This window comes from Microvirga sp. BF8 (genome assembly GCF_059888585.1).
In genome coordinates, this window is sequence record NZ_CM187619.1 from 4,043,267 (window position 1) to 4,068,807 (window position 25,541).

General features: G+C 67.1%; 20 protein-coding genes. 7 read left to right on the forward strand and 13 right to left on the reverse strand.

Translation table 11 applies throughout. The features are described from left to right. The first annotated feature begins 293 nt into the window (after positions 1 to 293). From AC522E_RS19060 to trxA, 6 genes are all read left to right on the forward strand, one after another. On the forward strand, positions 294 to 2,858 hold the full coding sequence (locus AC522E_RS19060) for a PAS domain-containing sensor histidine kinase (protein WP_500747803.1): 2,565 nt from the start codon (positions 294 to 296) through the stop codon (positions 2,856 to 2,858). 29 nt (positions 2,859 to 2,887) lie between these two features. Beyond that, complete coding sequence (gene tsaE, locus AC522E_RS19065) at positions 2,888 to 4,462, forward strand: tRNA (adenosine(37)-N6)-threonylcarbamoyltransferase complex ATPase subunit type 1 TsaE (RefSeq protein WP_500747804.1); 1,575 nt, start codon at positions 2,888 to 2,890, stop codon at positions 4,460 to 4,462. 8 nt (positions 4,463 to 4,470) lie between these two features. Continuing rightward, complete coding sequence (locus AC522E_RS19070) at positions 4,471 to 5,202, forward strand: nucleotidyltransferase family protein (RefSeq protein ID WP_500747805.1); 732 nt, start codon at positions 4,471 to 4,473, stop codon at positions 5,200 to 5,202. Between the two features lie 113 nt (positions 5,203 to 5,315). Beyond that, entirely contained in the window at positions 5,316 to 8,456 is a 3,141-nt protein-coding gene (addB, locus tag AC522E_RS19075; protein WP_500750762.1) for a double-strand break repair protein AddB, read from the forward strand. Continuing rightward, positions 8,453 to 11,887, forward strand: coding sequence for a double-strand break repair helicase AddA (addA, locus tag AC522E_RS19080; RefSeq protein WP_500747806.1), 3,435 nt, complete (start codon positions 8,453 to 8,455; stop codon positions 11,885 to 11,887). Before addB ends, addA begins: the two co-directional genes overlap by 4 nt. Positions 11,888 to 11,998: 111 nt before the next feature. Next, positions 11,999 to 12,319 (forward strand): thioredoxin, encoded by a 321-nt coding sequence (gene trxA / locus AC522E_RS19085; protein WP_441997192.1) that lies wholly within the window; start codon positions 11,999 to 12,001, stop codon positions 12,317 to 12,319. 107 nt (positions 12,320 to 12,426) lie between these two features. Here trxA and AC522E_RS19090 read toward each other — a convergent pair whose 3' ends face one another. The 12 genes from AC522E_RS19090 to AC522E_RS19145 all read right to left on the reverse strand — a co-directional run bounded on the left by AC522E_RS19090 (position 12,427) and on the right by AC522E_RS19145 (position 23,705). Continuing rightward, positions 12,427 to 13,752 (reverse strand): bifunctional folylpolyglutamate synthase/dihydrofolate synthase, encoded by a 1,326-nt coding sequence (locus tag AC522E_RS19090; protein WP_500747807.1) that lies wholly within the window; start codon positions 13,750 to 13,752, stop codon positions 12,427 to 12,429. A 17-nt stretch (positions 13,753 to 13,769) separates the two neighbouring features. Continuing rightward, positions 13,770 to 14,630, reverse strand: a complete 861-nt coding sequence (gene accD, locus AC522E_RS19095; protein ID WP_500747808.1) for an acetyl-CoA carboxylase, carboxyltransferase subunit beta — start codon at positions 14,628 to 14,630, stop codon at positions 13,770 to 13,772. A 104-nt stretch (positions 14,631 to 14,734) separates the two neighbouring features. Beyond that, the gene (gene trpA, locus AC522E_RS19100; RefSeq protein WP_500747809.1) at positions 14,735 to 15,574 is read right to left on the reverse strand and encodes a tryptophan synthase subunit alpha; all 840 of its coding nucleotides are present in this window, start codon (positions 15,572 to 15,574) and stop codon (positions 14,735 to 14,737) included. 146 nt (positions 15,575 to 15,720) lie between these two features. Continuing rightward, the gene (gene trpB, locus AC522E_RS19105) at positions 15,721 to 16,938 is read right to left on the reverse strand and encodes a tryptophan synthase subunit beta (RefSeq protein ID WP_500747810.1); all 1,218 of its coding nucleotides are present in this window, start codon (positions 16,936 to 16,938) and stop codon (positions 15,721 to 15,723) included. A 71-nt stretch (positions 16,939 to 17,009) separates the two neighbouring features. Beyond that, entirely contained in the window at positions 17,010 to 17,672 is a 663-nt protein-coding gene (locus tag AC522E_RS19110) for a phosphoribosylanthranilate isomerase (protein ID WP_500747811.1), read from the reverse strand. Positions 17,673 to 17,681: 9 nt separating this feature from the next. Further along, a complete protein-coding gene (gene lhpI / locus AC522E_RS19115) occupies positions 17,682 to 18,629 on the reverse strand; it encodes a bifunctional Delta(1)-pyrroline-2-carboxylate/Delta(1)-piperideine-2-carboxylate reductase (protein WP_500747812.1) in 948 nt (315 codons plus the stop codon). 5 nt (positions 18,630 to 18,634) lie between these two features. Continuing rightward, positions 18,635 to 18,985, reverse strand: coding sequence for a lipopolysaccharide assembly protein LapA domain-containing protein (locus AC522E_RS19120; RefSeq protein WP_500747813.1), 351 nt, complete (start codon positions 18,983 to 18,985; stop codon positions 18,635 to 18,637). A 17-nt stretch (positions 18,986 to 19,002) separates the two neighbouring features. After that, positions 19,003 to 19,314 (reverse strand): integration host factor subunit beta, encoded by a 312-nt coding sequence (gene ihfB, locus AC522E_RS19125; protein WP_500747814.1) that lies wholly within the window; start codon positions 19,312 to 19,314, stop codon positions 19,003 to 19,005. A gap of 25 nt (positions 19,315 to 19,339) precedes the next feature. Next, positions 19,340 to 20,302 (reverse strand): signal peptide peptidase SppA, encoded by a 963-nt coding sequence (gene sppA / locus AC522E_RS19130; protein WP_500747815.1) that lies wholly within the window; start codon positions 20,300 to 20,302, stop codon positions 19,340 to 19,342. Positions 20,303 to 20,494: 192 nt separating this feature from the next. Further along, a complete protein-coding gene (locus AC522E_RS19135) occupies positions 20,495 to 20,905 on the reverse strand; it encodes a YkvA family protein (RefSeq protein WP_500747816.1) in 411 nt (136 codons plus the stop codon). 121 nt (positions 20,906 to 21,026) lie between these two features. Then, positions 21,027 to 22,733: a 30S ribosomal protein S1 gene (gene rpsA / locus AC522E_RS19140; protein ID WP_500747817.1), complete on the reverse strand. Its 1,707-nt coding sequence runs from the start codon at positions 22,731 to 22,733 to the stop codon at positions 21,027 to 21,029. 345 nt (positions 22,734 to 23,078) lie between these two features. Further along, positions 23,079 to 23,705: a 2-hydroxychromene-2-carboxylate isomerase gene (locus tag AC522E_RS19145; RefSeq protein ID WP_500747818.1), complete on the reverse strand. Its 627-nt coding sequence runs from the start codon at positions 23,703 to 23,705 to the stop codon at positions 23,079 to 23,081. 224 nt (positions 23,706 to 23,929) lie between these two features. Here AC522E_RS19145 and AC522E_RS19150 point away from each other — a divergent pair, with 224 nt between their 5' ends. Then, entirely contained in the window at positions 23,930 to 25,162 is a 1,233-nt protein-coding gene (locus AC522E_RS19150; RefSeq protein ID WP_500747819.1) for an argininosuccinate synthase, read from the forward strand. A 55-nt stretch (positions 25,163 to 25,217) separates the two neighbouring features. On the opposite strand, the gene AC522E_RS19155 is transcribed toward AC522E_RS19150, so the two are convergent. Beyond that, positions 25,218 to 25,430 (reverse strand): hypothetical protein, encoded by a 213-nt coding sequence (locus AC522E_RS19155; protein WP_500747820.1) that lies wholly within the window; start codon positions 25,428 to 25,430, stop codon positions 25,218 to 25,220. Positions 25,431 to 25,541: the final 111 nt, after the last annotated feature.

Consider the following 25,541-nt stretch of genomic DNA (forward strand, 5'->3'; position numbering starts at 1 on the left):
CCCTCCGATTCGGCAGGCTTGACCCTGAGCTGTGGCTCCGCTGCAATGCTCGCCGACAGATTGTCCACAGGTTCTCCAAAGGAAGCTTAAGGGGACCTTAACCCCCTTTCTGGCGGAGTCGGGGGTGGTCTAGAGTGAACGCGATTCGTCCGGTCGTGTCGGGTTTTTCGAACCGGGACGCAGTTCCGTTCATGGATAGATCGAGACCCATTCCAGCGGCGCCGAGGGCGCACCGGGAGAGGGACGGCTTTGGCCTGGCGTCAGGGCGCCAAACGAGGGAAGGACAGCACGGGATGGCCCGGCAGAGGGAGCGTCACGACGGCAGCGAGGGCAGGAAGCGACCGCGCATGCCCGCCTTCGCGCCTCTGGCGGCAGCCTTCCTGGCGGGGACATCCTGGCCCGCCCTCGGCGCCGAGCTCCCGCTTTCGCTCCCGGAGGGGGCCGCCGACATCCTGGGCTTTTTCCAGGACCTCAAGCTCGAAAGCGCTGCCTATTTCGGCCTTTTTCTCGGGCTCGTCGCGTTTTCCACCACGTCGGCGCTGATGCTCCTGCGCGAGCAGCGGCGCCATACCCGGATCGAGCGGGCCCTGCGCGCCGAGGTGGCGTCCTTACGCGGGGCCGACGACCGTGCGACTCTCCTCATGGGGTCCGAGCGTCAGCTCCTGGTGAGCTGGCAGGGCCGCGATGCCGAACCGCGGTTCGAAGGAGATCCCTCGATCATCGCCGAAGGCGCGCCCGCCCAGCGTGCTCTCGCCTTCGGCGCCTGGCTCGCCGCAGCGGACGCGGCAGCCCTCGACACGGCCCTGGAACAGCTCCGGGAGCGCGGCGAGATCTTCCGCCTCACCGCCCGCACCCTCGGACACCGCTTCATCGATGTGGAGGGACGCACCGTCGGCGGCCGTGCCATCCTGCGTCTCAGGGACGTGACCATCGACCGGGCGGAGCTGCTCACGGTACGGTCGGACCTCGCCGTGGCGCAGGACGATCTGCGGGCCATGACGACCCTGCTCGACGCCATCGTCTATCCGCTCTGGATCCGCGACGAGACGGACAGGCTCATCTGGGCCAACCAGGCCTATCTGCGCTCCATCGAAGCCGCCGACATCGCGGACGCGGCGGCCCGCTCTCTCGATCTCCTGAGTCAGCGGACGCGGGAGGAGTCGCAGCGGCGGCGCCAGAGCGGCGCGACCTTCGCGGCCCGTGTCACGGCCGTGATGGCAGGGCAGCGCTCGATCCTCGACGTCGTGGAGCATCCGACACCCAGCGGGAGCGCCGGCATCGCCATCGACGTGTCGGAACTCGAAGCCGTGCGCACCGACCTGCAACGGCAGATGGACGCCCATGTCCGCACGCTCGACCAGTTGCCCACGGCTGTGGCGATCTTCGACGGATCGCAGCAGCTCATCTTCAGCAATGCCGCCTATCAGCAGCTCTGGGGCCTCGATCCCGCGTTCCTCGCCTCCCGTCCCACCGACGGCGAAGTGCTCGATCGGCTCTATGCTGCGCGCAAGCTGCCGGAGCATGCGGATTTCCGCGCCTGGAAGACCGAAATCCTTGCCAGCTACCGTGCCGTCGATTCGCACGAGACCTGGTGGCACCTGCCCGACCGGCGCACCGTGCGCGTCGTGATGAATCCCAATCCGCAGGGCGGCGTGACCTATCTCTTCGACGACGTCAGCGAGCATATCCAGCTCGAGTCGCAGGTGACGGCGCTGACAAGGGTCCAAAGCGAAACCCTCGACACGTTGAAGGAAGGTGTCGCGGTGTTCGGTTCCGACGGGCGGCTCAAGCTTTCGAACCGCGCTTTCATGGACATGTGGAATGTCCCGCCGGAGATGACGGCGGACCATCCCCATATCGATACGATCATCAAGACGTGCCGCGTCCTCGCTCCGCGGGACGAGCCCTGGGTCGACATTCGCGGCGCGGTCGCCGGCCTGCCGGACATGCGCATGGGCTTCAGCTGCCGGATCGAGCGGCGCGACGGCTCGACACTGGATTGCGGCGCGCAGCCGTTGCCGGACGGAGCCACGCTCCTGACCTTCATCGACGTCACCGCCAGCGTCAACGTGGAACGCGCGCTGACCGAGCGCAACGAAGCCCTGGAGAAAGCGTCGCGCCTGCGCGACGAATTCGTCCATCACGTCTCCTATGAGCTGCGTTCACCCCTCACCAACGTGATCGGCTTCGCACAGCTTCTCAGCGACGACGGCACGGGCGCGCTCAATCCGCGCCAGCGCGATTACACCGACCACATCATGCGGTCCTCGGCCTCGCTGCTCGCGATCCTGAACGACATCCTGGACCTTGCCTCCATCGATACCGACTCCCTCGAACTCACCCCCGAAATCGTCGACATCCGTTCCACCATCGAGGCCGCCATGCGCGGGCTTGAGGACCGGCTGGCCGAAGCGTCCCTCCAGGTGATCATCGACGCTCCCGAGGACATCGGCTCCTTCGTGGCGGACGGAAAGCGCGTCAGGCAGATCCTGTTCAATCTGCTGTCCAATGCGGTCGGCTTCTCCTCGCCGGGCCAGAGCATCACCGTCTCCGCCCGCAAGAGCGATGGCGAGGTGATCTTCCAGGTGAAGGATCAGGGCCGTGGCATCCCGCCCGAGATCAAGGCGCGGATCTTCGACCGGTTCGAGAGCCACACGCTCGGCACGCGCCATCGCGGCGTCGGTCTGGGACTGTCGATCGTGCGCTCCTTCGTAGAGTTACACGGGGGACGCATCGAACTGGCCTCGACGCTCGGAGCCGGCACGGTCGTGACCTGCATCTTCCCCAACGAGCGATATGAGTCGCCCTCCGATGGCCGTTCCGCGCATCATGCGGTCCCGTCGCTGGCTGCGGAATAGGAACAGCGATGGCGAATGGATTGGCTCTCATGACCGCGCAAGACGATTGGAACGATCCGGCCTGGATCGTCGCCCTGTCCGACGAGGAGGCCACGGAAGGTTTCGCCCGGCTTCTGATCGATGAACTGCGTCCCGGTGACCTCGTGACTCTCTCCGGTGGTCTCGGCGCCGGCAAGACGACCTTGGCGCGCGCTCTCGTGCGGGGACTGGCCGGAGACCCGCATCTCGAAGTGCCGAGTCCGACCTTCACCCTCGTTCAGTCCTATGAAGGAGCGCACCATCCCGTCGTGCATGCGGATTTTTACCGCCTCGGCGGCGGTCAGGAACTTCATGAACTCGGATGGGATGAGATGACGGAGAACGCCATCTCTCTCGTCGAATGGCCGGAGCGCGCCGACGAAGCCCTGAAGGAGGAACGTCTCGACATCCACCTTGACTTCGCCCCTGGCGGCGCAGGCGCGGGCCGGGTCGCGGTCGTGACCGGTACCGGCGGTTTCGCCGTGCGGCTCCGAAGGCTGAAAGCCTTCCATGCCCTCGTGGAGCGCAGCGGCTGGAGGGATGCGATCCGGGTGCCGATGCCGGGCGATGCTTCGGTGATCCGCTCCTACGAGCGCCTCGTGAAGCCGAACGGCGAGACCGCGCTTCTCATGATCTCGCCGCCCCGGCCCGTCGGACCGCCCGTGCGCCGCGGCAAGCCCTACACCACCATCGCGAAGCTGGCCGAGACCGTCCACGCCTTCGTCGCCCTGGACAAGGGCCTTCGGTCGCTTGGACTCAGCGCCCCCGAGATCTTTGGCGAAGACCTCGACACGGGCCTCCTGATCATCGAGGACCTCGGCAGCGAACCGGTCGTCGATGCCAACGGCCCGATCCCGGAGCGCTATGCGGAAGCGGTCCGGCTTCTCACGCGTCTCCACGGCATGGCCCTGCCCGAGGTCCTGCCGGTAACGGAGGGACTGGACTACGCGCTGCCGCACTACGATCTCGAAGCACTGCTCATCGAGGTGGAGCTCCTGCCCGACTGGTACGTGCCGCACATCATCGGCAGCCTTCTCTCGGGATCCGCGCGGGCGGAGTTCGTCAACCTCTGGACGGACACCCTGTCGGAAATTCTCGCGGGCCCGACGACCTGGACCCTTCGCGACTACCACTCGCCGAACCTCATCTGGATGCCCGAGCGCGAAGGCCTGCAGCGCGTCGGCATCATCGATTTCCAGGACGCGGTCCTGGGCTCTCCGGCCTACGATGTCGCCTCCCTGCTCCAGGATGCACGGGCAACCGTGCCGCCGGACCTCGAACTCAAGCTGATCGGCCTCTATGCCCGCGAGCGCAGGGCGAGCGATCCGTATTTCGACGTGGCGGCCTTCGCGCGCGCCTACGCGATCATGGGCGCGCAGCGCGCCACGAAGATCCTCGGCATCTTCGCGCGGCTCGACCGGCGCGATGGCAAGCCGCACTACCTCAAGCACCTGCCGCGGATCGAGGCCTATCTCGCCCGCAACCTCGCTCATCCCGCCCTGTCGCGGCTGCGTGCATGGTACGAGGCCTATCTGCCCCGCCTCATTCCGCATCTGCCCGCCGACGACTTTCCCCCAGCGCCCTGAGTTTGTCCTTGACCGACGTGTCCCACGCCCCCACCGCCGCCATCATCCTCGCCGCGGGCCTCGGCAAACGCATGCTGCCGATCACCGCGACGATGCCGAAGCCCCTGGTGAAAGTTGGCGGCAGGACCCTGATCGACTTCGCCCTCGACAGGCTCGACGAGGCCGGCATCGCCACCGTCGTCGTGAACGTCCACCACTTCGCGGACATGCTCGAAGCACACTTGCGCACACGCAAAATGCCGCACATCGTCATTTCCGACGAACGCGACGCGGTGCTCGAAACCGGTGGCGGCGTGAAGAAGGCGCTGCCTCTTCTGGGCGAACATCCCTTCATTACGTTCAATTCCGATTCCATCTGGGTCGAAGGCGCGGAACCGAATCTGTCCCGCCTCAGGAAGGCCTGGGATCCGGCAAAGATGGATGTGCTGATGCTCGTCGCCCCTTTATCCACAAGCATTGGGTATGAGGGCCGTGGCGATTTCAGCATGGATGCGGATGGCCGCCTGCAGCGTCGCAGGGGCGATGAATCGGTGCCTTTCGTCTACGCGGGCGTCGCCATCGTGAAGCCGGAACTCGTCGCCGATACGCCGGACGGGCCATTCTCGGCGAACCTTTTCTATGATCGCGCCATTGCGAGAGAGCGCCTCTACGGGTTGCGCCTCGACGGGCAATGGCTGCATGTTGGTGAGCCTCAGGCCATTGCTGAGGCGGAAGAGTGCCTTGCCGCCCATGCACGGTGAGGCGCGCGATGTCGAGTACGATCGGACATGATGGATCTACCCCGGAACGGGGCGACGATCCTTCTTCCAGGCGCGTTGCCCCGACTCGAGACACTTCCTCGCGGGTTTTCTCCATTCCGCCGGGCTGTCCCTTTCTGCCGACTCTCGTCGATGCGCTGATGAATGGGTGCCTCGTCGGTCCTTTGCCCGACGACCCCGCCGCCCTCGCCGATGTCACTCTCTACGTTCCGACACGCCGTGCGACGCGGGCACTCGTGACGCTTTTCGCCGAACGCGGCGGCGGGCGCGCGCAGCTTCTGCCGCGCATCGTGCCGCTCGGCGAAGCGGACGAGGCCGAGTTCGAACTCACCGGCCTCGAGGGCACCCCGCTCGAGGAAGCAGCATCCCTGAAGCCGCCGATCCCACCGCTCGAGCGGCGCCTGATCCTCACGCGGCTGATCCAGCGCTGGTCGGCGCAAGTGGATCGCACGCTCCTGCAACTCGGGCCGGACGTGCCCTTCCTCGTCCCTGGATCGCCCGCAGACGCGGTGAGTCTCGCGGGCGATCTCGAGACCCTGATGGATGCCTTCACGACCGAGGGCGTCGACTGGCATGCGCTCGAACTCGCCGTCGATGCCGATTATTCCGAGTATTTCAGGATCACCCGCGACTTCGTGCAGATCGTCAGCGAGAACTGGCCGAAGATCCTCGCCGAACGACAGGCGAGCGACCCGGCCGCACGCCGGGGCGCGCTGATCGAGGCGGAGGCGAGGCGTCTCCTGCGCGACCGGCCGGACGGCCCCATGATCGTTGCCGGTTCCACGGGCTCGATCCCGGCCACCGCCAATCTCATCGCTGCCATCGCCCGCCTGCCGAAAGGCGCCGTCGTCCTGCCCGGCCTCGACACGGATCTCGACCCGGAGAGCTGGGCCTCCATCGGCGATATCGCGGACAGCGACACGGATCCGGTCCACAGCCATCCCCAGGCGGCCTTGCGGCGCCTTGTGGATCGCCACCTGCGCGTGCCGCGCTCGTCGATCACCGTCCTCGGAGCGCTTCCCGCGGCCGCCAGGGCGCGCCACCGCATGCTGTCGGAGGCGCTGCGGCCGGCGGACACGACCGACCGCTGGGCGCAGATCCCGACGCAGGAGCGTCTCGCCCTTGCGGAGGAAGGCTGCGCGGACCTCACCGTCATCGAGGCCACGGACGAGCGCGAAGAGGCGGTTGCGATCGCCGTCGCGCTGCGCGAGACCCTGGCCGAGCCGGAGCGCACGGCGGCCCTCGTCACGCCGGACCGGGCGCTGGCGACCAGGGTCGCCGCGGAACTGGCGCGCTGGGGCCTTGCGGTGGAGGACTCCGCCGGCGTCCCCCTTTCGGAGACGCTGGGAGGACGCCTCGCGCGCCTTGCCGCCGATGCGGCTGCGGACAATCTGGAGCCTTTGCGGGTTCTTGCGCTCCTCGCCCATCCGCTGGTTCGCCTGGGCTGGCCCCGCGAGACGGTGGAGCATGCGGCCGGGGTTCTCGAAATCGGCGTGCTGCGCGGCCCCGCGCCGGCCCCGGGCTTCGCAGGCATGCGCCTTGCACTTGCGGAGAACCGCGCCGGGAAAGGACATCGCACACCACGGCCGCGCAGGCGCCTCAGCGACGAGGAATGGGATCTCGCGGACGCGCTTCTGCAGCGCCTGGAGATCGCCTTCGGCGACTTCACGCCCGCCTGCCGTGGCGAGGGCATTCTCGACCTGATCGCGCTGACGGAGGACCACCGGCGCGCCGTTGCCGCTCTCGCGGATCTTCCCCCCGAGGAAGCCGAGCGCGTCGAGCGCGACCCGTCGATGGAATCGCTCGAGGCGCTCTTCGACGACCTGCAATATTCCGAGATCCGGAAGGAAGAGGACCAGCCGCTGCAGGGTCGTTTCACGGATTACCCGGCCTTCTTCACGACGCTCGCAAAGCAGCAGAGCCTGAGTCCCTCGCCGCGCTCGACCCATCGCCGTCTCAAGATCTTCGGTCTCCTCGAAGCGCGCCTGCTCTCCGTGGACCGGGTCGTCCTCGGCGGGCTCGACGAGGGCACCTGGCCGCCACGCACGGTGACGGACTCGTTCCTCAACCGCCCCATGCGCGCGCGCATCGGCCTCGCACCGCCGGAACGGCGGATCGGCCAGACTGCGCACGATTTCGTCCAGGCCCTCGGCACCCGCGACGTCATCGTCACCCGCGCCCAGAAGCGCGACGGCTCCCCTATGGTTCCCTCCCGATTCCTGCAGCGCCTGAAGGCCTTCACCGGCAAGGATGCCTGGGAGGGCATGGTGCGGGCGGGCGAGCGCTATCGCCGTCTCGCGCGCAGCCTCGATGCGCCGCCCGCCAGCGCGCCTCTGGCACGCCCGCGGCCGAGGCCCGATCCGGCCCTGTTTCCGCGCTCCTTGAGCGTGACGGAAATCGAGACGCTGCTGCGCGATCCCTATTCGATCTTCGCCCGGCACATCCTCAAGCTCGACGCACTCGACGCGATCGCGGTCGCGCCCACCGCCGCCGATCGCGGGACCATCATCCACGATGTGCTCGGCGGCTTCGCGGAGACATATCCGAAGGCGCTTCCGGCGCTCGCCCTGGAAGATCTCCTCGGCCGCGGCGCGCAGGCCTTTACCGCCATCGAGACGGCGTTTCCGGAGCTCTACGCGGAATGGTGGCCGCGCTTCACGCGCCTCGCCGCGGCTTTCGTGGAGTGGGAGCAAGGCCGGCGTCCGGACCTCGTCGAAGTCTATCCCGAGCGCTCGGGCGCGCTGCCGATCACCCTCGCCGACGGCTCGGTGTTCACCCTGCGCGCCCGCGCGGACCGCATCGAGCACCGGCGCGACGGCGGCTTCACCATCGTCGATTTCAAGACCGGCCAGCCGCCCGGCGTGCGCGAGGTCTATGCGGGATTCTCGCCGCAGCTCACGCTGGAGGCGATGATGCTGATGCGCGGCGCCTTCAAGGGCCTGCCGGTCGCGAAGGACACGCCAGAGCTCCTCTATGTGCACACCACCGGAGGACGCACGCCTCTGAATCCCCGCGAGATCAAGCCGGGACGGGACGAGACGCGCACCGTTGCAGAAATCGTCGAGGAACATCGCCGCCGCTTCGAAGGAATGATCGCCCGCTATGCGGCGGGAGAGGCGCCCTACGTCTCGCGGCCCTTCCCGAAATATGCCCGGCGCTTTTCCGAATACGACCATCTGGCCCGCGTGAAGGAATGGTCTCTCGCCAGCAATGGCGGCGGGGAGGGATTCGAATGAGAGCCGATCTCGTCGTTCCCGATCACACCAAGGAGGCCCAGCGCCGCGCCGCCGATCCAAGCGCCTCCGCCTGGGTGTCGGCCAATGCCGGCGCGGGAAAGACGAAGGTGCTGACCGACCGCGTGGTGCGTCTCCTGCTCGCCGGTTCGCCGCCGGGGCGGATCCTCTGCCTGACCTTTACGAAGGCAGCCGCCGCTAACATGGCGATCCGCGTGTTCGAACGCCTCGGCAAGTGGGTGACGCTCGACGAGGACAGCCTGATCGCGGATCTGACCGAGCTCGAGGGAAAGCGCCCGAGCCGCGAGCAGGTGCGGCTCGCACGCACGCTTTTCGCACGGGCCGTCGAAACGCCCGGCGGACTCAAGATCGATACCATCCATGCTTTCTGCGAGCGGCTCCTCCATCTCGTGCCCTTCGAGGCCAACGTGCCGGCGCGCTTCGCGGTGCTCGACGAAAGCCAGACCGACGAGATGCTGGCGCAGGAAACCGCCAACGTGCTGGCCGATGCCGCGAGCGGCGACTATCCGCATCTCAACGAGGCGCTCGCGGTCGTGAGCATGGAGGCCGCCGGCGACACCATGACGGCGGCGCTCAACGCGGCGCTGCGATGCAAGGCGTTTCTTCATCATCCCAATGGTCTCGATGCCGGCCTCGCACGCATACGGACGGCTCTTGGGCTGGAGCCTGGGGAAGACCTTGCATCCATCGAGCGCGCCATGCTCGAAGACGGCATCGCTCCGTCGGAATGGCCCGGCATCGCGCAGGACCTGCTGCGCGGGAAGGTGACGGACCAGAAACGTGGAAGACTTCTGGCCGAAGCGGCGCTCATCGAAGTCCCGGCGGAAAAACTCGGACGCTATCTCAGCGTCTTCTTCAACAAGGATGGTACGAAGGCGAAAGGTTCCGCCTTCCTGACCAAGGATGTCGACGGCGTCCTCCTCGAACGGATGCTCAAGGAGCAAGAGCGCCTTTCGAAGTTCGACGACAAACGCAAGGCTGCCCGCGCGCTCGAGCGCACAGGGGCGCTGTTTACGCTCGCCGCGGAGATCGGCACACGCGTCGAGCGGGCAAAGGGACGCTATGGAGCGCTCGACTTCCAGGATCTCATCGACAGAACGCTGACGCTTCTGTCCCGCCACGACGCGGGCTGGATCCTCTACAAGCTCGATCGCGGCATCGATCATGTGCTGATCGACGAGGCGCAGGACACCAATCCCGAACAATGGGAAATCCTGCGCCGCATCACCGAGGATTTTACGTCCGGACATGGCGCAAGCGGACGGCGGATCCGGACGCTGTTCGCAGTCGGCGATCCGAAGCAGTCGATCTACGGCTTCCAGGGCGCGGCGCCGCAGGAGTTCGAGGCCGGCCGGCAGGCATGGGCGCGCAAGGTCGCCGCGGCGAGCCTGCCTTTCGAGGATGTGCGGCTGACGGTCTCCTTCCGTTCCACGCGCGCGGTGCTCTCGGCGGTCGATGCCACCTTCGCGGTTCCGCGGCACTTCAAGGGATTGTCCTTCGAGGACGAAGCCGTCGGCACGGTGCACGAGACGGCCCGCCCGCATGCTCCGGGGCAGGTGGAACTCTGGCCCACCGAAACGCCCGCCGACGAGGAGGAGCCGGAAGCTTGGGTCCTGCCCGTCGACGGGCAGGAACAGCAGGCGCCCCCCGTAATCGTTGCGCGGCGCATCGCAAAGGCTATTCTGACCTGGACGACCAGCGGCGACGAGCGCGGCCGGATCTGGACCGCCGGTGACATCCTTGTGCTCGTGCGCAAGCGCGGCGCGGCGTTCGAGGCCGTGATCCGCGCCCTCAAGGAAGCTGGCGTGCCGGTGGCGGGCGCCGACCGACTCAACATCGGTGAGCATATCGCCGTTCTCGACCTCGTCGCGGCCGGGCGCGCGGCGCTTCTTCCGCACGATGATCTCACTCTCGCGACGGCCCTCAAATCGCCCCTGGTCGGCCTGACCGACGATGACCTGATCCGCATCGCGGCCGGCCGTCCCGATGACGAATCGCTTCTGTCGGCTCTCGAACGCCACGCGAAAGAGGGTGACAAGGCGGCCCTTCGCGCGCTGGATGCCCTAGGGGCATGGCGCGGTCTCGCCCGCACCCATGGCCCCTTCGGCTTCTTCGCGACCCTGCTCGGCCCGATGCAGGGGCGCCGGCGGCTCGTGGCGCGGCTCGGCAGCGAGGCGGGCGATGCCATCGACGCGTTTCTCTGCTTCGCCCATCAGGCGGAGCAGACGGAGACACCCTCGCTCACCGTGTTCCTCAACCGGTTCGAATCGGCCTCTCACACCATCAAGCGCGATCTCGACTCGGGCAATAACGAGGTGCGGGTGATGACGGTGCACGGGGCCAAGGGCCTGGAGGCGCCGATCGTGATCCTGATCGACGGCTGCGACGTGCTCGGCCGCGATCCGCCTCTCCTCCAGCTGCCTGTCAGCGGAGCCACGGTCCCGGTCTGGGCACCGGGAAAGAACTCCGACTGCGCGGCGATGGGCGCGGCCCGCAATGCGCTGCACGCGAAGGGGTACGAGGAGCACAACCGGCTGCTCTATGTCGCCATGACCCGGGCGAAGGACCGGCTCGTGATCGCGCCCTATCTGACCGGCCGCAAGGACTCGCCCCAGGAGGCCTGGTGCGAGATGGTGCGCCAGGGCTGGCTTGCCGCCCGTCATGGCAAGGAGCTGCCTGCAGTCCCGTTCGATCCCCTGGTCCTGTGGCAGGACGATCACTCCGGGCTGGCGGCGTCCGCGGAGGAGGCCGCCGCCCTCGCCCCCGTCGACGTCCCCGATTGGCTGACCGGCGAGGCGGAACCGGAGCCGGAGCCGCTGCCGCCGATCAGGCCCTCCAGCGCGCTCGGAGCGGCCGACCGCATGACGCGCCCCGGAGATGGCCCCTATGCGCCGGAGGCCCGGCTGCGCGGCACCCTGATCCATGCGCTTCTGGAGCGGCTGCCGAGCCTGCCCCGGGCGCATCGGGAGCCCATGGCCCGCGCCTATGTGAAGGCGCGCGCACCCCGTCTGCCCGAGGAACTGCGCGAAACCGTCGTCGCCCACGCGCTCGCGGTCATCGACCACGAAGCCATCGCCCCGCTTTTCGGGCCCGGCTCCCGTGCCGAGGCGCCCATCGCAGGGCGGATCGAGACCTCTGAAGGATTCATCCTCGTCTCGGGCCAGATCGACCGCCTCGCCATCCTCGACCGGGAGGTGCTGGTGGCGGATTTCAAGACCACGGCGCGTCCGCCACGACCGGGCCAGGCCCCCCCGCGCTCCTATGTGGCCCAGCTCGCCCTCTACCGGCGGCTGCTGCAGGAGATCTATCCGGAGAAGGCCGTGAGAGCGTTCCTGGTCTGGACAGCGGGGCCCGTCATCCACGAGATGTTGGAGGCGGAGATGAACCAGGCACTAACTTTTGTGGCTGCATGATCTGTGGCCGGCGCAGGGCCGTTGCTTGATTCCACCTTGGGCCGTTCTTACCTTGATGGAATCGTCGAGCGGCTCGCTGCTGAGTCGCGCTGAAATGACAAAGGTGATGGTATGGCGACCGTGAAGGTGACCGACGCGAGCTTCTCGCAGGACGTCCTGAATTCCTCCGAACCCGTCGTGGTCGATTTCTGGGCGGAATGGTGCGGCCCGTGCCGCATGATCGGCCCGGCGCTCGAGGAAATCTCCAACGAGATGGCCGGCAAGGTAAAGATCGCGAAGCTCAACGTCGACGAGAACCCGCAGGTTTCGTCCCAGCTCGGCATCCGCTCGATCCCGGCCCTGATGATGTTCAAGGATGGCAAGGTCGTGGCCCAGAAGATCGGCGCCGCCCCGAAGGGCGACCTCGCCAAGTGGATCCAGGCCTCCGCCTGATTCCCTCAACCCAAGGACTTTGAAAGGGGCCGGAAGGCCCCTTTTTCATGTGTGCTGTCAGTCCGGATGCTGCTCATGGAAACGCCTCCGCATGACCGGGTGCGCCGCTATTCCGGCAGCGTCCCGTTGGCCGCCAGAACCTCGCCGGCGAGATAGAGCGAGCCGCAGATGAGGATCCGCGGGGGGCGATCCCAGACATAGTCGTGCAGCGACGCGAGGGCCGATTCGACGCTCGGCTTCGTGGAAACGGTCAGGCCCACGCTTTCCGCGATGCTCGCCACCTCCTCCGCCGGGCGGGCGGCGATCTGGCCGGCGATCGGCACGGCGATGACTTCCCGGGCGAGCCCGAGGAAGTTCCTGAAGAACGCCTCCGAATCCTTGGTCCCCAGCATGCCGACGACGAGCACCAGCGGCACGTCGCTGCTGTCGCTCCGGTCGGCCATGGCGGCGGCGAGCACCCGGCCCCCATCGGCGTTATGGCCGCCGTCGAGCCAGATCTCGCAGCCTTCCGGCGCGACCTCCGGCAGGCGGCCCCTGGCGAGGCGCTGCAGGCGGCCGGGCCATTCCGCCCGGGTCAATCCTGCCTCAAAGGCCGCGGTCTCGAAGCGGTCGAACCCGGCTGCCCGCAAAGCCGCGACGGCGGTCCCCGCATTGATGTACTGGTGGCGCCCCACGAGTTTCGGACGCGGCAGATCGAGGAGTCCCTTCTCGTCCTGATAGACGAGACGGCCGCCCTCCTCATGCACGGAGAAGTCCTGCGAGCCGACAAGGATGGGAGCCGCACCGACCCGCTCGGCCTCGTCGCGCAGGGTCTCGTCGGCGGCGAGATAATCCTGCGCCGCGATGACGGCCGGACAGCCGCGCTTGAAGATGCCGGCCTTTTCCCGGGCGATGCCCTCCAGGGTCGTGCCGAGATATTCCGCGTGGTCGTGGCCGATGGAGGTGACGACGGCGGCGGCGGGCGCATCGACGACATTCGTGGCGTCAAAACGACCGCCCAACCCCACCTCGAGCAGGAGCACGTCGGCCGGCTCCTCGGAGAACAGCAGCAGCGCCGCGGCCGTGGTGATCTCGAAGACGGTGATCGGCGCGCCCGCGTTGACCTTCTCGCAGCGCCGCAGCGCCTCGACGAGCCGGTCCTCCTCCACATAGCGGCCGCCGCCGAACCGGCCGAGGCGGATGCGCTCATGGAAGCGCACCAGATGCGGCGAGGTATAGACATGCACCGCGAGGCCGGCGCTCTCGAGGATCGCCCGCATGAAGGCGATGGTGGAGCCCTTGCCGTTGGTGCCCGCCACGTGGATGACGGGAGGCAGGCGCCGCTCGGGATGGCCGAGCTGGGCCAGAAGCCGTTGGATGCGCCCGAGCGACAGGTCGATGGTCTTCGGGTGCAGGGCGAGAAAGCGCGCGATCAGCGCATCGGAGGAATCCATCACCCTGCTTGTCCCGTTCAGGCGGCCTTGGCCGGAGCCTTGGTGAGAAGGCGGGAGAGCCGGGCGATGGTGGGCTTCAGGTCATGCCGGTGCACGACCATGTCGACCATGCCGTGGTCCTTCAGGTATTCCGCGCGCTGGAAGCCGTCGGGCAGCTTTTCGCGGATCGTCTGCTCGATCACCCGCGGACCGGCGAAGCCGATCAGGGCGCCCGGCTCCGCGAGCTGCACGTCGCCGAGCATGGCGTAGGACGCGGTCACGCCGCCGGTCGTCGGATTGGTGAGGACGACGATATAGGGCAGCCTCGCATCGCGAAGGCGCCGGACGGCCACGGTGGTGCGCGGCATCTGCATGAGGGAGAGAATGCCCTCCTGCATGCGCGCGCCGCCGGAGCCGGCGAAGAGGACGAAGGGGGTCTTCTTGTCGAGTGCCGTGTCGGCACCCTTCACGAAGGCCTCGCCGGCCGCCATCCCGAGGGAGCCGCCCATGAAGCCGAAATCCTGCACGGCGATGGTCATCGGCACGTCCTCGACGCGGCCGAAACCGACCTTGAAGGCGTCCTGCTGGCCCGTCTTGGCACGGGCATCCTTCAGCCGGTCCACATAGCGCTTCTCGTCACGGAACTTGAGCGGATCGACGGGAGCCTCTGGCAACGCCACATCGAGCCAGGTGCCGCTGTCGAACATCAGGCCGAGGCGCTGGGTGGCGGAAATGCGCATGTGGTGGTTCGAACCGGGAATGACCCACTGGTTCGCCTCCACATCCTTGTGAAAGACCACCTGCCCCGTATCCGGGCACTTGATCCAGAGATTGTCCGGCGTCTCACGCTTGAAGAGCGTCTTGATCTTCGGTCGGACGACTTCGGAAATCCAGTTCATGACTCATACCCTTTCGTCATGCCCGGACCGGATCCGGGCATCCACGCTTTGAAGCGTGGTCGGACGTGAAGAACCGGGCCAGGCCCGGTCTCGCCGCCCATGGTTCACGCAGCGGCCTTCTTCGCCACCGAGCGCACGCCCTCGCTCAACTCCTTCACCAATGTGGTGACGGCCTCGACCGTGTGCGAGGTGGCGCGGTCGTCGGCGTCGAGGGTGCCCTTCAGGGCGTCGATCAGCGCCGAGCCGACCACGACCCCGTCCGCCCCTTGAGCCACCGCCGCCGCATGGGCGCCGCTCTTCACGCCGAAGCCCACCACAACGGGCAGGGGCGTGTGGCGCTTGATGCGCTCCACCGCCGTGGCGACCTTGCCGAAATCGGGGGTCGCCGCGCCGGTGATGCCGGTGATCGAAACGTAATAGACGAACCCGGCCGTGTTGGCGAGCACCGCCGGGAGGCGCTTGTCGTCGGTGGTCGGCGTCGCGAGGCGGATGAAGGCGAGCCCGGCCTTCAGGGCCGGCAGGCACAGCTCGTCGTCCTCCTCCGGGGGCAGATCCACCACGATCAGCCCGTCGACGCCGGCTTCCTTGGCGTCGGCGAGGAAGCGGTCGACCCCATAGACATAGATGGGATTGAAATAGCCCATCAGGATCACGGGAGTCTCGCCGTCCTCCTTCCGGAAGCGGCGGACGAGCTCGAGGGTCTTGACGGTGTTCTGCCTGCCCTTCAGGGCCCGCAGGCCCGCCGCCTGGATCGCCGGGCCGTCGGCCATCGGATCGGTGAACGGCATGCCGAACTCGACGATGTCGGCGCCCGCCTTCGGCAGGGACCGCATGATCTCGAACGAGGTCTCGAGATCCGGATCACCGGCCATGATGTAGGTCACGAGGGCGGCGCGGCCTTCCGCGCGGCACTTCTCGAAACGGGCTTCGATGCGCTGTGTCATGGGCTCTTCTCCACCTCTCCCTCAGGGAGAGGCCGGCGCGGAGCGCCGGGTGAGGGGTTAAGGCCAAGCCGGGCGGGACACAAGCCCTCACCCGCTCGCCATGGGCTCGCGAGCTCTCCCCGGCGGGGAGAGACGAAGGGGTTGCCTTACAGCTTGGTCCCCAGAATCTCGGCGATCTGCGGGACGTCCTTGTCGCCGCGGCCGCTGATATTGACGACCATCAGATGGTCTTTCGGCTTCTTGGGCGCGAGTTCCATGACCTTGGCGATGGCATGGCTCGATTCCAGCGCCGGGAGGATGCCCTCGAGCCGCGAGCAGAGCTGAAAGGCGTCGAGCGCCTCCTGGTCGGTGGCGGAGATGTAGGTCACCCGGCCGACATCGTGCAGCCAGGAATGCTCCGGGCCGATGCCCGGATAATCGAGGCCCGCCGAGATGGAATGGGCGTCCTGGATCTGGCCGTCGTCGTCCATCAGCAGATAGGTGCGGTTGCCGTGCAGCACGCCGGGGCGGCCGCCGGTCAGCGAAGCCGCATGGAGCTTGTCGAGGCCGTGGCCCGCGGCCTCGACGCCATAGATCTCGACGCCGCGGTCGTCGAGGAAGGGATGGAACAGGCCGATGGCGTTGGAGCCGCCGCCGACGCAGGCGATGAGCGAATCCGGCAGGCGGCCTTCCGCCTGCATCATCTGCTCGCGGGTCTCGTTGCCGATGACGCACTGGAAATCGCGCACCATGGCCGGATAGGGATGCGGTCCCGCCACCGTGCCGATGCAGTAGAAGGTGTCGGCGACATTGGTGACCCAGTCGCGCAGGGCCTCGTTCATGGCGTCCTTGAGCGTCTTCGTGCCCGACTGCACCGGCACGACCTTGGCGCCGAGCATGTTCATGCGGAAGACGTTGGGCTTCTGCCGCTCCACGTCGACGGCGCCCATATAGACGATGCACTCCAGCCCGTAGCGGGCGCAGAGGGTCGCGGTCGCGACCCCGTGCTGGCCGGCACCGGTCTCGGCGATGATGCGCTTCTTGCCCATGCGGCGGGCGAGAAGGATCTGGCCGAGCACGTTGTTCACCTTGTGCGCGCCGGTGTGGTTCAGTTCTTCGCGCTTGAAGTACACCTTCGCGCCCCCGAGATGCTCGGTCATGCGCTCGGCGAAATAGAGCGGACTCGGGCGGCCGATATAGTGGGTCATCATCGACGCCATCTCGGCATGGAAGGCCGGGTCGGCCTTGGCCTCCTCGTAGGCCTTTTCCAGGTCGAGGATGAGCGGCATCAGAGTCTCGGCCACGAAACGGCCGCCGAACGTGCCGAAATGGCCGCGTTCGTCCGGGCCGGTGCGGAAGGAATTGGGTTGCGCCTGAGCTGTCACGCCTGTTTTCGCCTTGCGCTGTTGAGCATTCGCCGGGATGGATAGCGGATTTCCGACGGGGATGCGCGTTTTTATTGACCCTTCGCGGCAAATGCCGCACGGGCCGACCTGATGAAATTCTCGATGCGGGACGGATCCTTGATCCCGGGTCCGCGCTCCACCCCCGACGACACGTCGACGGCCGGCGTTCCGGTCAGGCGGATGGCCTCGGCCACGTTGTCGGGCGTGAGCCCTCCTGACAGCATGAAGGCGAGGCTGGGGTCAAGCCTGGCGAGGAGCCGCCAGTCGAAGGGAAGGCCGTTGCCGCCGGGCAGCGCATCCGCCCGGGCCGGGGGCTTGGCATCGAGAAGGAGGCGGTCGGAGACCTCCTCATAGGGTGCCAGGGCGGCGAGATCGGACGCGTCGGCGATGCCGATGGCCTTGATCACCGGCCGCCCGAAACGGGCGCGGATGTCCCGCACCCGGGCCGACGATTCACGGCCGTGCAACTGAAGAAGGTCGGGATCGAGCGCCGCGATCGCCTCCGCGATGGCGGCATCGTCCGCGTCGACGAGCAGCACGACGCGCTGCGCCCGGCCCCGGGCCTGCCGGGAGAGGGCGCGGCCCTGATCCAGGTTCACATGGCGCGGACTCTTGGGAAAGCGCGCGAAGCCGACGAGGTCCGCGCCGGCGTCCAGGGCGGCGTCGAGGGTCTCGGGCGTCGAAATCCCGCAGATCTTGATCAGGGTGTCCATGGCCGCATGTTATCCCGGTTGCGCGACCTTGCGCCATACCAGCATCGCCGCAGCCAGATCCTCGAGGGCGGCCCCGACCGACTTGAAAACCGTGATGGCGTCCTCGGCGCGCGGCGGAGCATGGCGGCAGAGAAGGGCCAGATCGCCCCTCACGTGGCTTTCCGGGATCGCGCCGGCTTTCAGGGCCACCGCCACGTCCCCGCCCTCGTGTTTGGCGGCCTGGGTGTCCACATGGACTTGCCCCCGCAGCAGGGCCTCGTCGTCCGCCTCGCGCATGGAGAGGTTGAAGGCGCCGACGAGGTCGAGATGCGCGCCGGCCTTCAGCCAGGCTCCCTTGACGACGGGCGCGGTGGACAGGGTGGCGCAGGAGACGAGATCCGCCTGGCGTACGGCCGCTTCGAGATCGGTCGCCGCCGTCACGGGCAGCCCCTCGGCCCGGAGCGCCGCGGCGAGGCTTTCGGCCTTCTCCGGCCGGTGGTTCCAGAGCGTCACCTCGGCGATCGGGCGCTGGCTCATATGGGCGCGGATCAGGAACGGCGCGAGGGCGCCCGATCCGACCATGACCATGCGCCGGGTGTCCTTGCGGGCCAGAAACCGTGCCGCCAGGGCCGAGGCGGCAGCCGTGCGCCACACCGTGAGCCGCGTGCCGTCGAGGGCGGCGCGGGGCTCCCCGGTCGCTCCATCCATGAGCAGATAGGTGCCCATGACGCTGGGAAGGCTCCTGGCGCCATTGTCGGGGAAGACCGAGACGATCTTCACCCCGACGAAGCTGTCCGCCGCGGCCGGGCCCGTCCAGGCGGGCATGAGCAGGAGCGTGCCGTGGCTGCCCGGACGCTCGATGTCGTGATGGTGACGAACGGGGGCGACCATGTCGCCGCGAAAGGCATCGCCGAGGGCATCGATCAGGTCGGGAAAGCTGAGGGCCCGATCGATCTCGGCAGAGGTGATGACGCGCATGAACGTTAGAAGGTTGGAGTCCGAGAAGGGGGAAGGGACGGCAGGGACGACGTCGTCTGGCCTTGCGCGCGCAGACGCTCGGTCTCGTTGCGCAGGCTGGTCACCTCGCGGCGGAACTGGCGGCGCGCACGCCGGTGCTTGCCCTGGGCGAGCCAGGTCGCCGTGCCGCCGATCACCACGCCGACCATGACGGCAAGGAAGATCACCGCGAAGAGCGGCAGCTGCATGGCGAATTCAGGCACGTCGCGGGTGAACGGGTCCAGGGAGAGGGTCACCGGCGACCGGTTCGCGACCGCGAGCAGCACGATGAGAACCGCAACCGGCAAAAGGACGAGCGCCTTGAGAAACCGAACCACGAAGCCATCCTCTCCCGTTACTGGGCCGCTGCCGCCTTGAGCGGCCTCGGCGACGTGTTGAGGCGCTGGCGCATTTCCTTGCCGGTCTTGAACACGGGCACGACCTTTTCCGAAATCTCGACCGATTCGCCGGTGCGCGGATTGCGCCCGGTCCGGGCATCCCGCTTCTTGACCGAGAACGCCCCGAAGCCGCGAAGCTCAACCCGGTCCCCCCGCGCCAGAGCGTCGGCGATCGTGTCGAGAATCGCGTTCACGATGTTCTCCACGTCTCGCTGATACAAATGCGGGTTCTGCTCAGCGATCTTGAGCACGAGTTCGGATTTTATCATTGGGCGTTATATCTTTGATGCAACTTTACTTTTCGGAAGGGTGCCAGACGGCCAGAAGACCGTCAAGCCGCGCCGCCTCGAGTCCGGAGGCGCTTCGGCGCAGGGTGCCCGCCAGGGTCTCGAGGCCCATCAGGTCGGCACCGGCGGCGGCCAGGGCGAAGATCGACAGGTCCCGCTCGCCCCGCGGCTTCCAGTCGCGCACCGGCAGGTTCGGATGGACGCCCTTCTCCCGTTCGAGCCAGGCGATGGCGTCGCGCTCCGTGCCGAGGGCATCCACGAGCTTGAGCGGGAGTCCCTGGTGGCCGCTGAAGACCTGGCCCGTGGACACGGCCGCAAGCTCCGCATCGTTCATCTGCCGCCGCTCGCGGACGAGGCGCTTGAACCAGTCATAGGTGTCGCCCACCACCTGCATGATGGCGGCGCGGGCCTCCGGGCTCGTGGGCGTGAAGGGATTCGGCTCCGCCTTGAGGGGCGCCGACTTGATCGCCTCGACCTTGACCCCGACGTGATCGAGGAGACCGGATACGTCGGGGTACTGGAAGAGGACGCCGATGGAGCCGACGAGCGCGGTCTCGCGGGCAACGATGTGATCGGTCGCCATGGCCGTGATGTAGGCGCCGGAGGCCGCCGTCCCGTCCACGAAGGCCACGACCGGCTTCTTCTCCGCGAGGCGGCGGATGTTGCGGAAAAGCTCCTCGGACCCGGTGGTGGTGCCGCCCGGGCTGTTGATGGAGATCACGACGCCCGAGACCGAGGGCGCCTTGCCGACCCGCTCCATGAGGTCCGCCATGCGCTGGTTGCCGGTGATCAGGCCGCTGACCGAAATGCGCGCCACCTGGGCGCTCGCCGGGAAGCCGAGACGGTCGGAGGCGGAATAGCCGAGGACGAGGACGGCGGCGATGAGGGCAAGCACCCCGACGACGCGCCAGAAGGTGATCTTGCGGCGCAAGCGGCGGCGGTCGGCGATGGCTTCGGCGTCGATCGGCATCGGTCTCGTCTCGCGATTCTGGCAAACCCTGAAGGTCCTACCTTAAGCCCTTTTTCGGATTCATCGACTCCGAAAGCGGCGCAAGGTCTTCCTGACTGCATCCTCCCCGGCCGGATCCGGCCGGGAGAAATGCTTTATGGCGGAAGCAGATAGGGCGGCAAGGGCGCGCGCCAATGAAGCAGCGGCTCTTTTCTAGATCCCTGGACGCGGCCAGAAGATGCGGATCAGGAATGCCGCGGCGGCAACCCACAGCAGAATGATGACTACGGCGGCCGCCCGGCTCACCGGCCGCTCCATCCGCGTCCTCGCCTCTGCCCGCAACTCCTCCATCAGCGGGGGTGGAATCAGCCGGATCGCCAGGAGAATGCCGAGCGGGACGAGCACCAGGTCGTCGAGATAGCCGAGGAGCGGGATGAAATCGGGGATGAGATCGATCGGGCTGAGCGCATAGGCCGCGACGAGCCCGGCCACGAGCTTCGCCAGCAGCGGCACCCGCGGATCCCGCGCCGCGAGATAGAGCGCCACCACATCGGTCCTGACCGCCCGCGCCCAGCGGCGGGCCCTGGCGAGCGGTCCGGGATCCTCGCTCCCACTGTTTCCCATGCGGCGGCTCCGGTGGACAACACACCATCATAACAAAAAACCCGCGCGAAGATCGCGCGGGTTTCGTTTCTGATCCCGGATCGCCCCGAGGTCGGGGCGATCCAAGCCGTTGCCGGCCGGATTACTTCTTGTCCGTCGTCTTGGCCTTGAGGGCCGCGCCGAGGATGTCGCCGAGCGACGCGCCTGAATCGGCCGAGCCGTACTGCGCCATGGCTTCCTTCTCCTCCGCGACCTCGAGGGCCTTGATGGAGAGGGTGACGCGGCGAGCCTTGCGGTCGAACTGGGTGACGCGGGCGTCGACCTTCTCGCCGGCCGCGAAGCGCTCGGGGCGCTGGTCGGCACGGTCACGCGCAAGCTCGTTGCGCTTGATGAAGGTGGTGAGGTCCGTATCGACGATCTTCACCTCGATGCCGCCGTCCTTCACCTCGAGAACCTCGCAGGTGACGACCTGGCCCTTGCGGATCTCGCCGGCTTCCGCGAACGGATCGCCGCCGAGCTGCTTGATGCCGAGGGAGATGCGCTCCTTCTCGACGTCCACGTCGAGAACCTGGGCGCGCACCATGTCGCCCTTCTTGAACTCGTCGATGACCTGCTCGCCCGGACGGTTCCAGTCGAGGTCCGAGAGGTGGACCATGCCGTCGACGTCGTTCTCGAGACCGATGAAGAGACCGAACTCGGTCTTGTTCTTCACCTCGCCCTCGACTTCCGAGCCGACAGGATGCTTCTCGGCGAAGGCCTCCCACGGATTCTGCAGGGTCTGCTTCAGGCCGAGCGAGATACGGCGCTTCACCTGATCGACCTCGAGGATCACGACCTCAACCTCCTGCGAGGTGGAGATGATCTTGCCGGGATGGACGTTCTTCTTGGTCCAGGACATCTCGGACACGTGGATCAGGCCTTCGATGCCCGGCTCCAGCTCCACGAACGCGCCGTAATCGGTGATGTTCGTGACGCGGCCCTTCAGCTTGGCGCCGACGGGATAACGGGCAGCGATGCCCTCCCACGGATCGGCGAGCAGCTGCTTGATGCCGAGCGAGATGCGGTGCGTGTCGTGGTTGATCTTGATGATCTTCACCTTGACCGTCTGGCCGATGTTCACGACCTCGGACGGATGGTTCACGCGCCTCCACGCCATGTCGGTGACGTGCAGCAGGCCGTCGATGCCGCCGAGATCAACGAACGCACCGTACTCGGTGATGTTCTTGACCACGCCGTCGATGACCTGACCCTCTTCGAGGTTCGCCACGAGCTCGGAACGCTGCTCGGCGCGGCTCTCTTCGAGAACCGTACGGCGCGACACGACGATGTTGCCGCGGCGGCGATCCATCTTGAGGATCTGGAACGGCTGGGCCACGCCCATGAGCGGGGTGACGTCGCGCACCGGGCGGATATCGACCTGGGAGCGCGGCAGGAACGCCACGGCGCCGTCGAGGTCGACGGTGTAGCCGCCCTTCACCTGGTTGAAGATCACGCCGTTGACGCGCTCGCCGGCCTCAAAGGCCTTCTCGAGCTTCACCCACGACTCTTCGCGGCGGGCCTTGTCACGGGAGATGACGGCCTCGCCCAGCGCATTCTCGATGCGCTCGACATAGACCTCGACCTCATCGCCGACCGCAATGGTCTGATCGCGGTTGGGGCCGGCAAATTCCTTCAGGGCCACGCGGCCCTCGGTCTTGGCGCCGATATCGATGACCGCGACGTCTTTCTCGATCGCGACCACCTTGCCCTTCACGACCGAGCCTTCGCTGATCTCGGACGTACGGAAGGATTCTTCGAGCAGGGCCGCGAAATCCTCACGGCTCGGCGCTTGTTGGTATGCTGCGGACATATGTTCTCCTGAATGGCCCATCTTGTAGGGGCAACGCCGGCGGCTCGTGTGAACGGGCCGTTTCCAGCCGCCGCTGCCGGGGACGCCCCTCGAGGGCCAGGTCCGCGGCATGCCGCTCCTTGGAGCGGGCCGGCGTATCATCGACGGATGGAAACGCTTGCTCCGGCAGGCATTTTCGGAAGCGCGGCAAGGGCGCGCCTGACGCACCCAAACTTTCAGCGACCGTTCCTGTCCTGTCGGATGGCCCTTATCTATCGCCTTTCGCGGCCCTTCACAAGGGTTTCAGGCCATTTCACAGCGTCCCCGCCTTCAGGCCCGCCCGCCCGGGACATCAGGCTCCTTAGATCACACCGGCAGCTGCGAGCATTGCACCCGTTCGACGGCCCAGGTCAGGGCCTGTTCGAGGCGGTCGTTGCCCCAGAACATCTCCCCGTCCTCGGCGAAGAATGTGGGAGCCCCGAAGAGGCCGCGGGACTGGGCCTCCTCGCCGGCGCGGCGCAGGCGCGTCTTCGCGGCCTCGGCCTGTGCCTCCTCGATGACCGATTGCGGATCGGCACCGATCCCGGCCAGGATGTCGGACAGGACGACCGGGTCGCCGATATTGCGCCCCTTGCCGAATTCCGCCGTGAAGACCGCCTGGGTGAAGGCGGGCGTCCATCCCCGGTCGCGACCGACCAGGGCGACGCGGGCGGCGAGAAGGCTGTTCTGCGGGAAGGGGTTGGGCCGATAGAACGGCAGGCGCAAGCGGGCCGCCTCCCGCTCCATGTCGCGCCACATGTAGCGGCCCTTGGCCGGATACAGATTGAACGGCGAGGTGTCCCATCCCTGCGCCCCGAAGATCGGGCCGAGCAGGAAGGGACGCCAGATCACGGTAACGCCCGCCGCCTCGGCGGCATCCGTGATGCGCATGGCGGAAAGATAGGAATAGGTCGAGGCAAACTCGTACCAGAATTCGAGGGTCGGCCGGGGCATGACACGGGGCCTCTCGTTACGACGGTGGCTTCGGGCGGGCAGGCCTTTCCCTCTTGGACCCGTTCGACCGCATGAGAGGCCATCGGTAGTTCATCGCAGTAGCGCGAGGCAGCCGCGCCGTTTCCGATCCGGGATGCTCTGGACGCATAGCGGAAAATGCCCGGTTGCGCCGCCCAAGCTTCCGTTCTAAGTCGCCCTGTCCTCTCTTTCTTGGAACTCCTGCTATGGCTGACAAGCGCGTGAACAAGGTCGTGCTCGCCTATTCCGGCGGCCTCGACACCTCCATCATCCTCAAGTGGCTGCAGACCACCTATGGCTGCGAGGTCGTGACCTTCACCGCCGATCTCGGCCAGGGCGAGGAACTGGAGCCCGCCCGCAAGAAGGCCGAGCTCCTCGGCATCAAGCCGGAGAACATCTTCATCGAGGACCTGCGCGACGAATTCGTGCGCGACTACGTGTTCCCGATGTTCCGGGCCAATGCCCAGTACGAGGGCCTCTATCTGCTCGGCACCTCCATTGCCCGGCCGCTGATCGCCAAGAAGCAGATCGAGATCGCGGAAAAGGTCGGCGCCGACGCGGTGGCCCATGGCGCGACCGGCAAGGGCAACGACCAGGTGCGCTTCGAGCTCTCCTATTATGCCCTCAAGCCCGACGTGACGGTGATCGCCCCCTGGCGTGAATGGGACCTGACCTCGCGCACCAAGCTCATCGAGTTCGCGGAAGCGAACCAGATCCCGATCGCCAAGGACAAGCGCGGCGACGCGCCCTTCTCGGTGGATGCCAACCTCCTGCACGCCTCCTCCGAGGGCAAGGTGCTGGAGGACCCGTCCCTGGAAGTGCCGGACTATGTCTATTCCCGCACCAACGATCCCGAATCGGCCCCCGACAAGCCGACCGTGATCTCCATCACCTTCGAGAAGGGCGATCCGGTCGCCATCGACGGGAAGAAGATGGGCCCGGCGGCACTGCTGGCGAAGCTCAACGAGCTCGGTCGCATCAACGGCATCGGCCGCCTCGACCTCGTCGAGAACCGCTTCGTGGGCATGAAGAGCCGCGGCATGTACGAGACCCCCGGCGGCACGATCCTTTACCTGGCCCATCGCGGCATCGAGTCGATCACTCTCGACCGCGGCGCGGCTCACCTGAAGGACGAGCTGATGCCGAAATATGCCGAGCTGATCTATAACGGCTTCTGGTTCTCGCCCGAGCGCGAGCTGCTCCAGGTCATGATCGACAAGAGCCAGGAATTCGTCACCGGCGAGGTCAAGCTCAAGCTCTACAAGGGCGGCGTCCACCTCATCGGCCGTGAAAGCCCCTACTCGCTCTACGATCAGGACCTCGTCACCTTCGAGGAAGGCGCCGTCGCCTACGACCACCGCGACGCCGCCGGCTTCATCAAGCTCAACGCGCTCCGCCTGCGGACGCTGGCGCAGCGGAAGAAGAAGTTGGGACTGTAAGCGGAGAGGCGCTGCCTTTCCCGGCCTCCGTCCCCGGATCCGCATCGGGGACGGTTCAGCGTTGCCAGGCGCTTTCGTTCTTCCGTTCGTAGTCGCCGAATGCCTTCTTGAGCCCGCCCAGTACCTCTGCGGCCGTTTCGAACATGGCCTTGAGCTGCGGCTCGTCGACCGTGTCGATGTCCTGACGCAGGTGGTCGATGATCTCCTGGAGGCGCATCTGCATCTTCCGGGTATGGTGCCGCGGATGGCGGTCGGCTTCGCTGGCCATGTACCCCTCCTGGGATCGGCAGTCCGTTCGACGCCGCGGAGCTTTTGGCGGATTGTGAGTCCAACCCGGTCTTCTAGGATCGGTTCCTCTGCCGGCCGGAAGCCCCCCGCC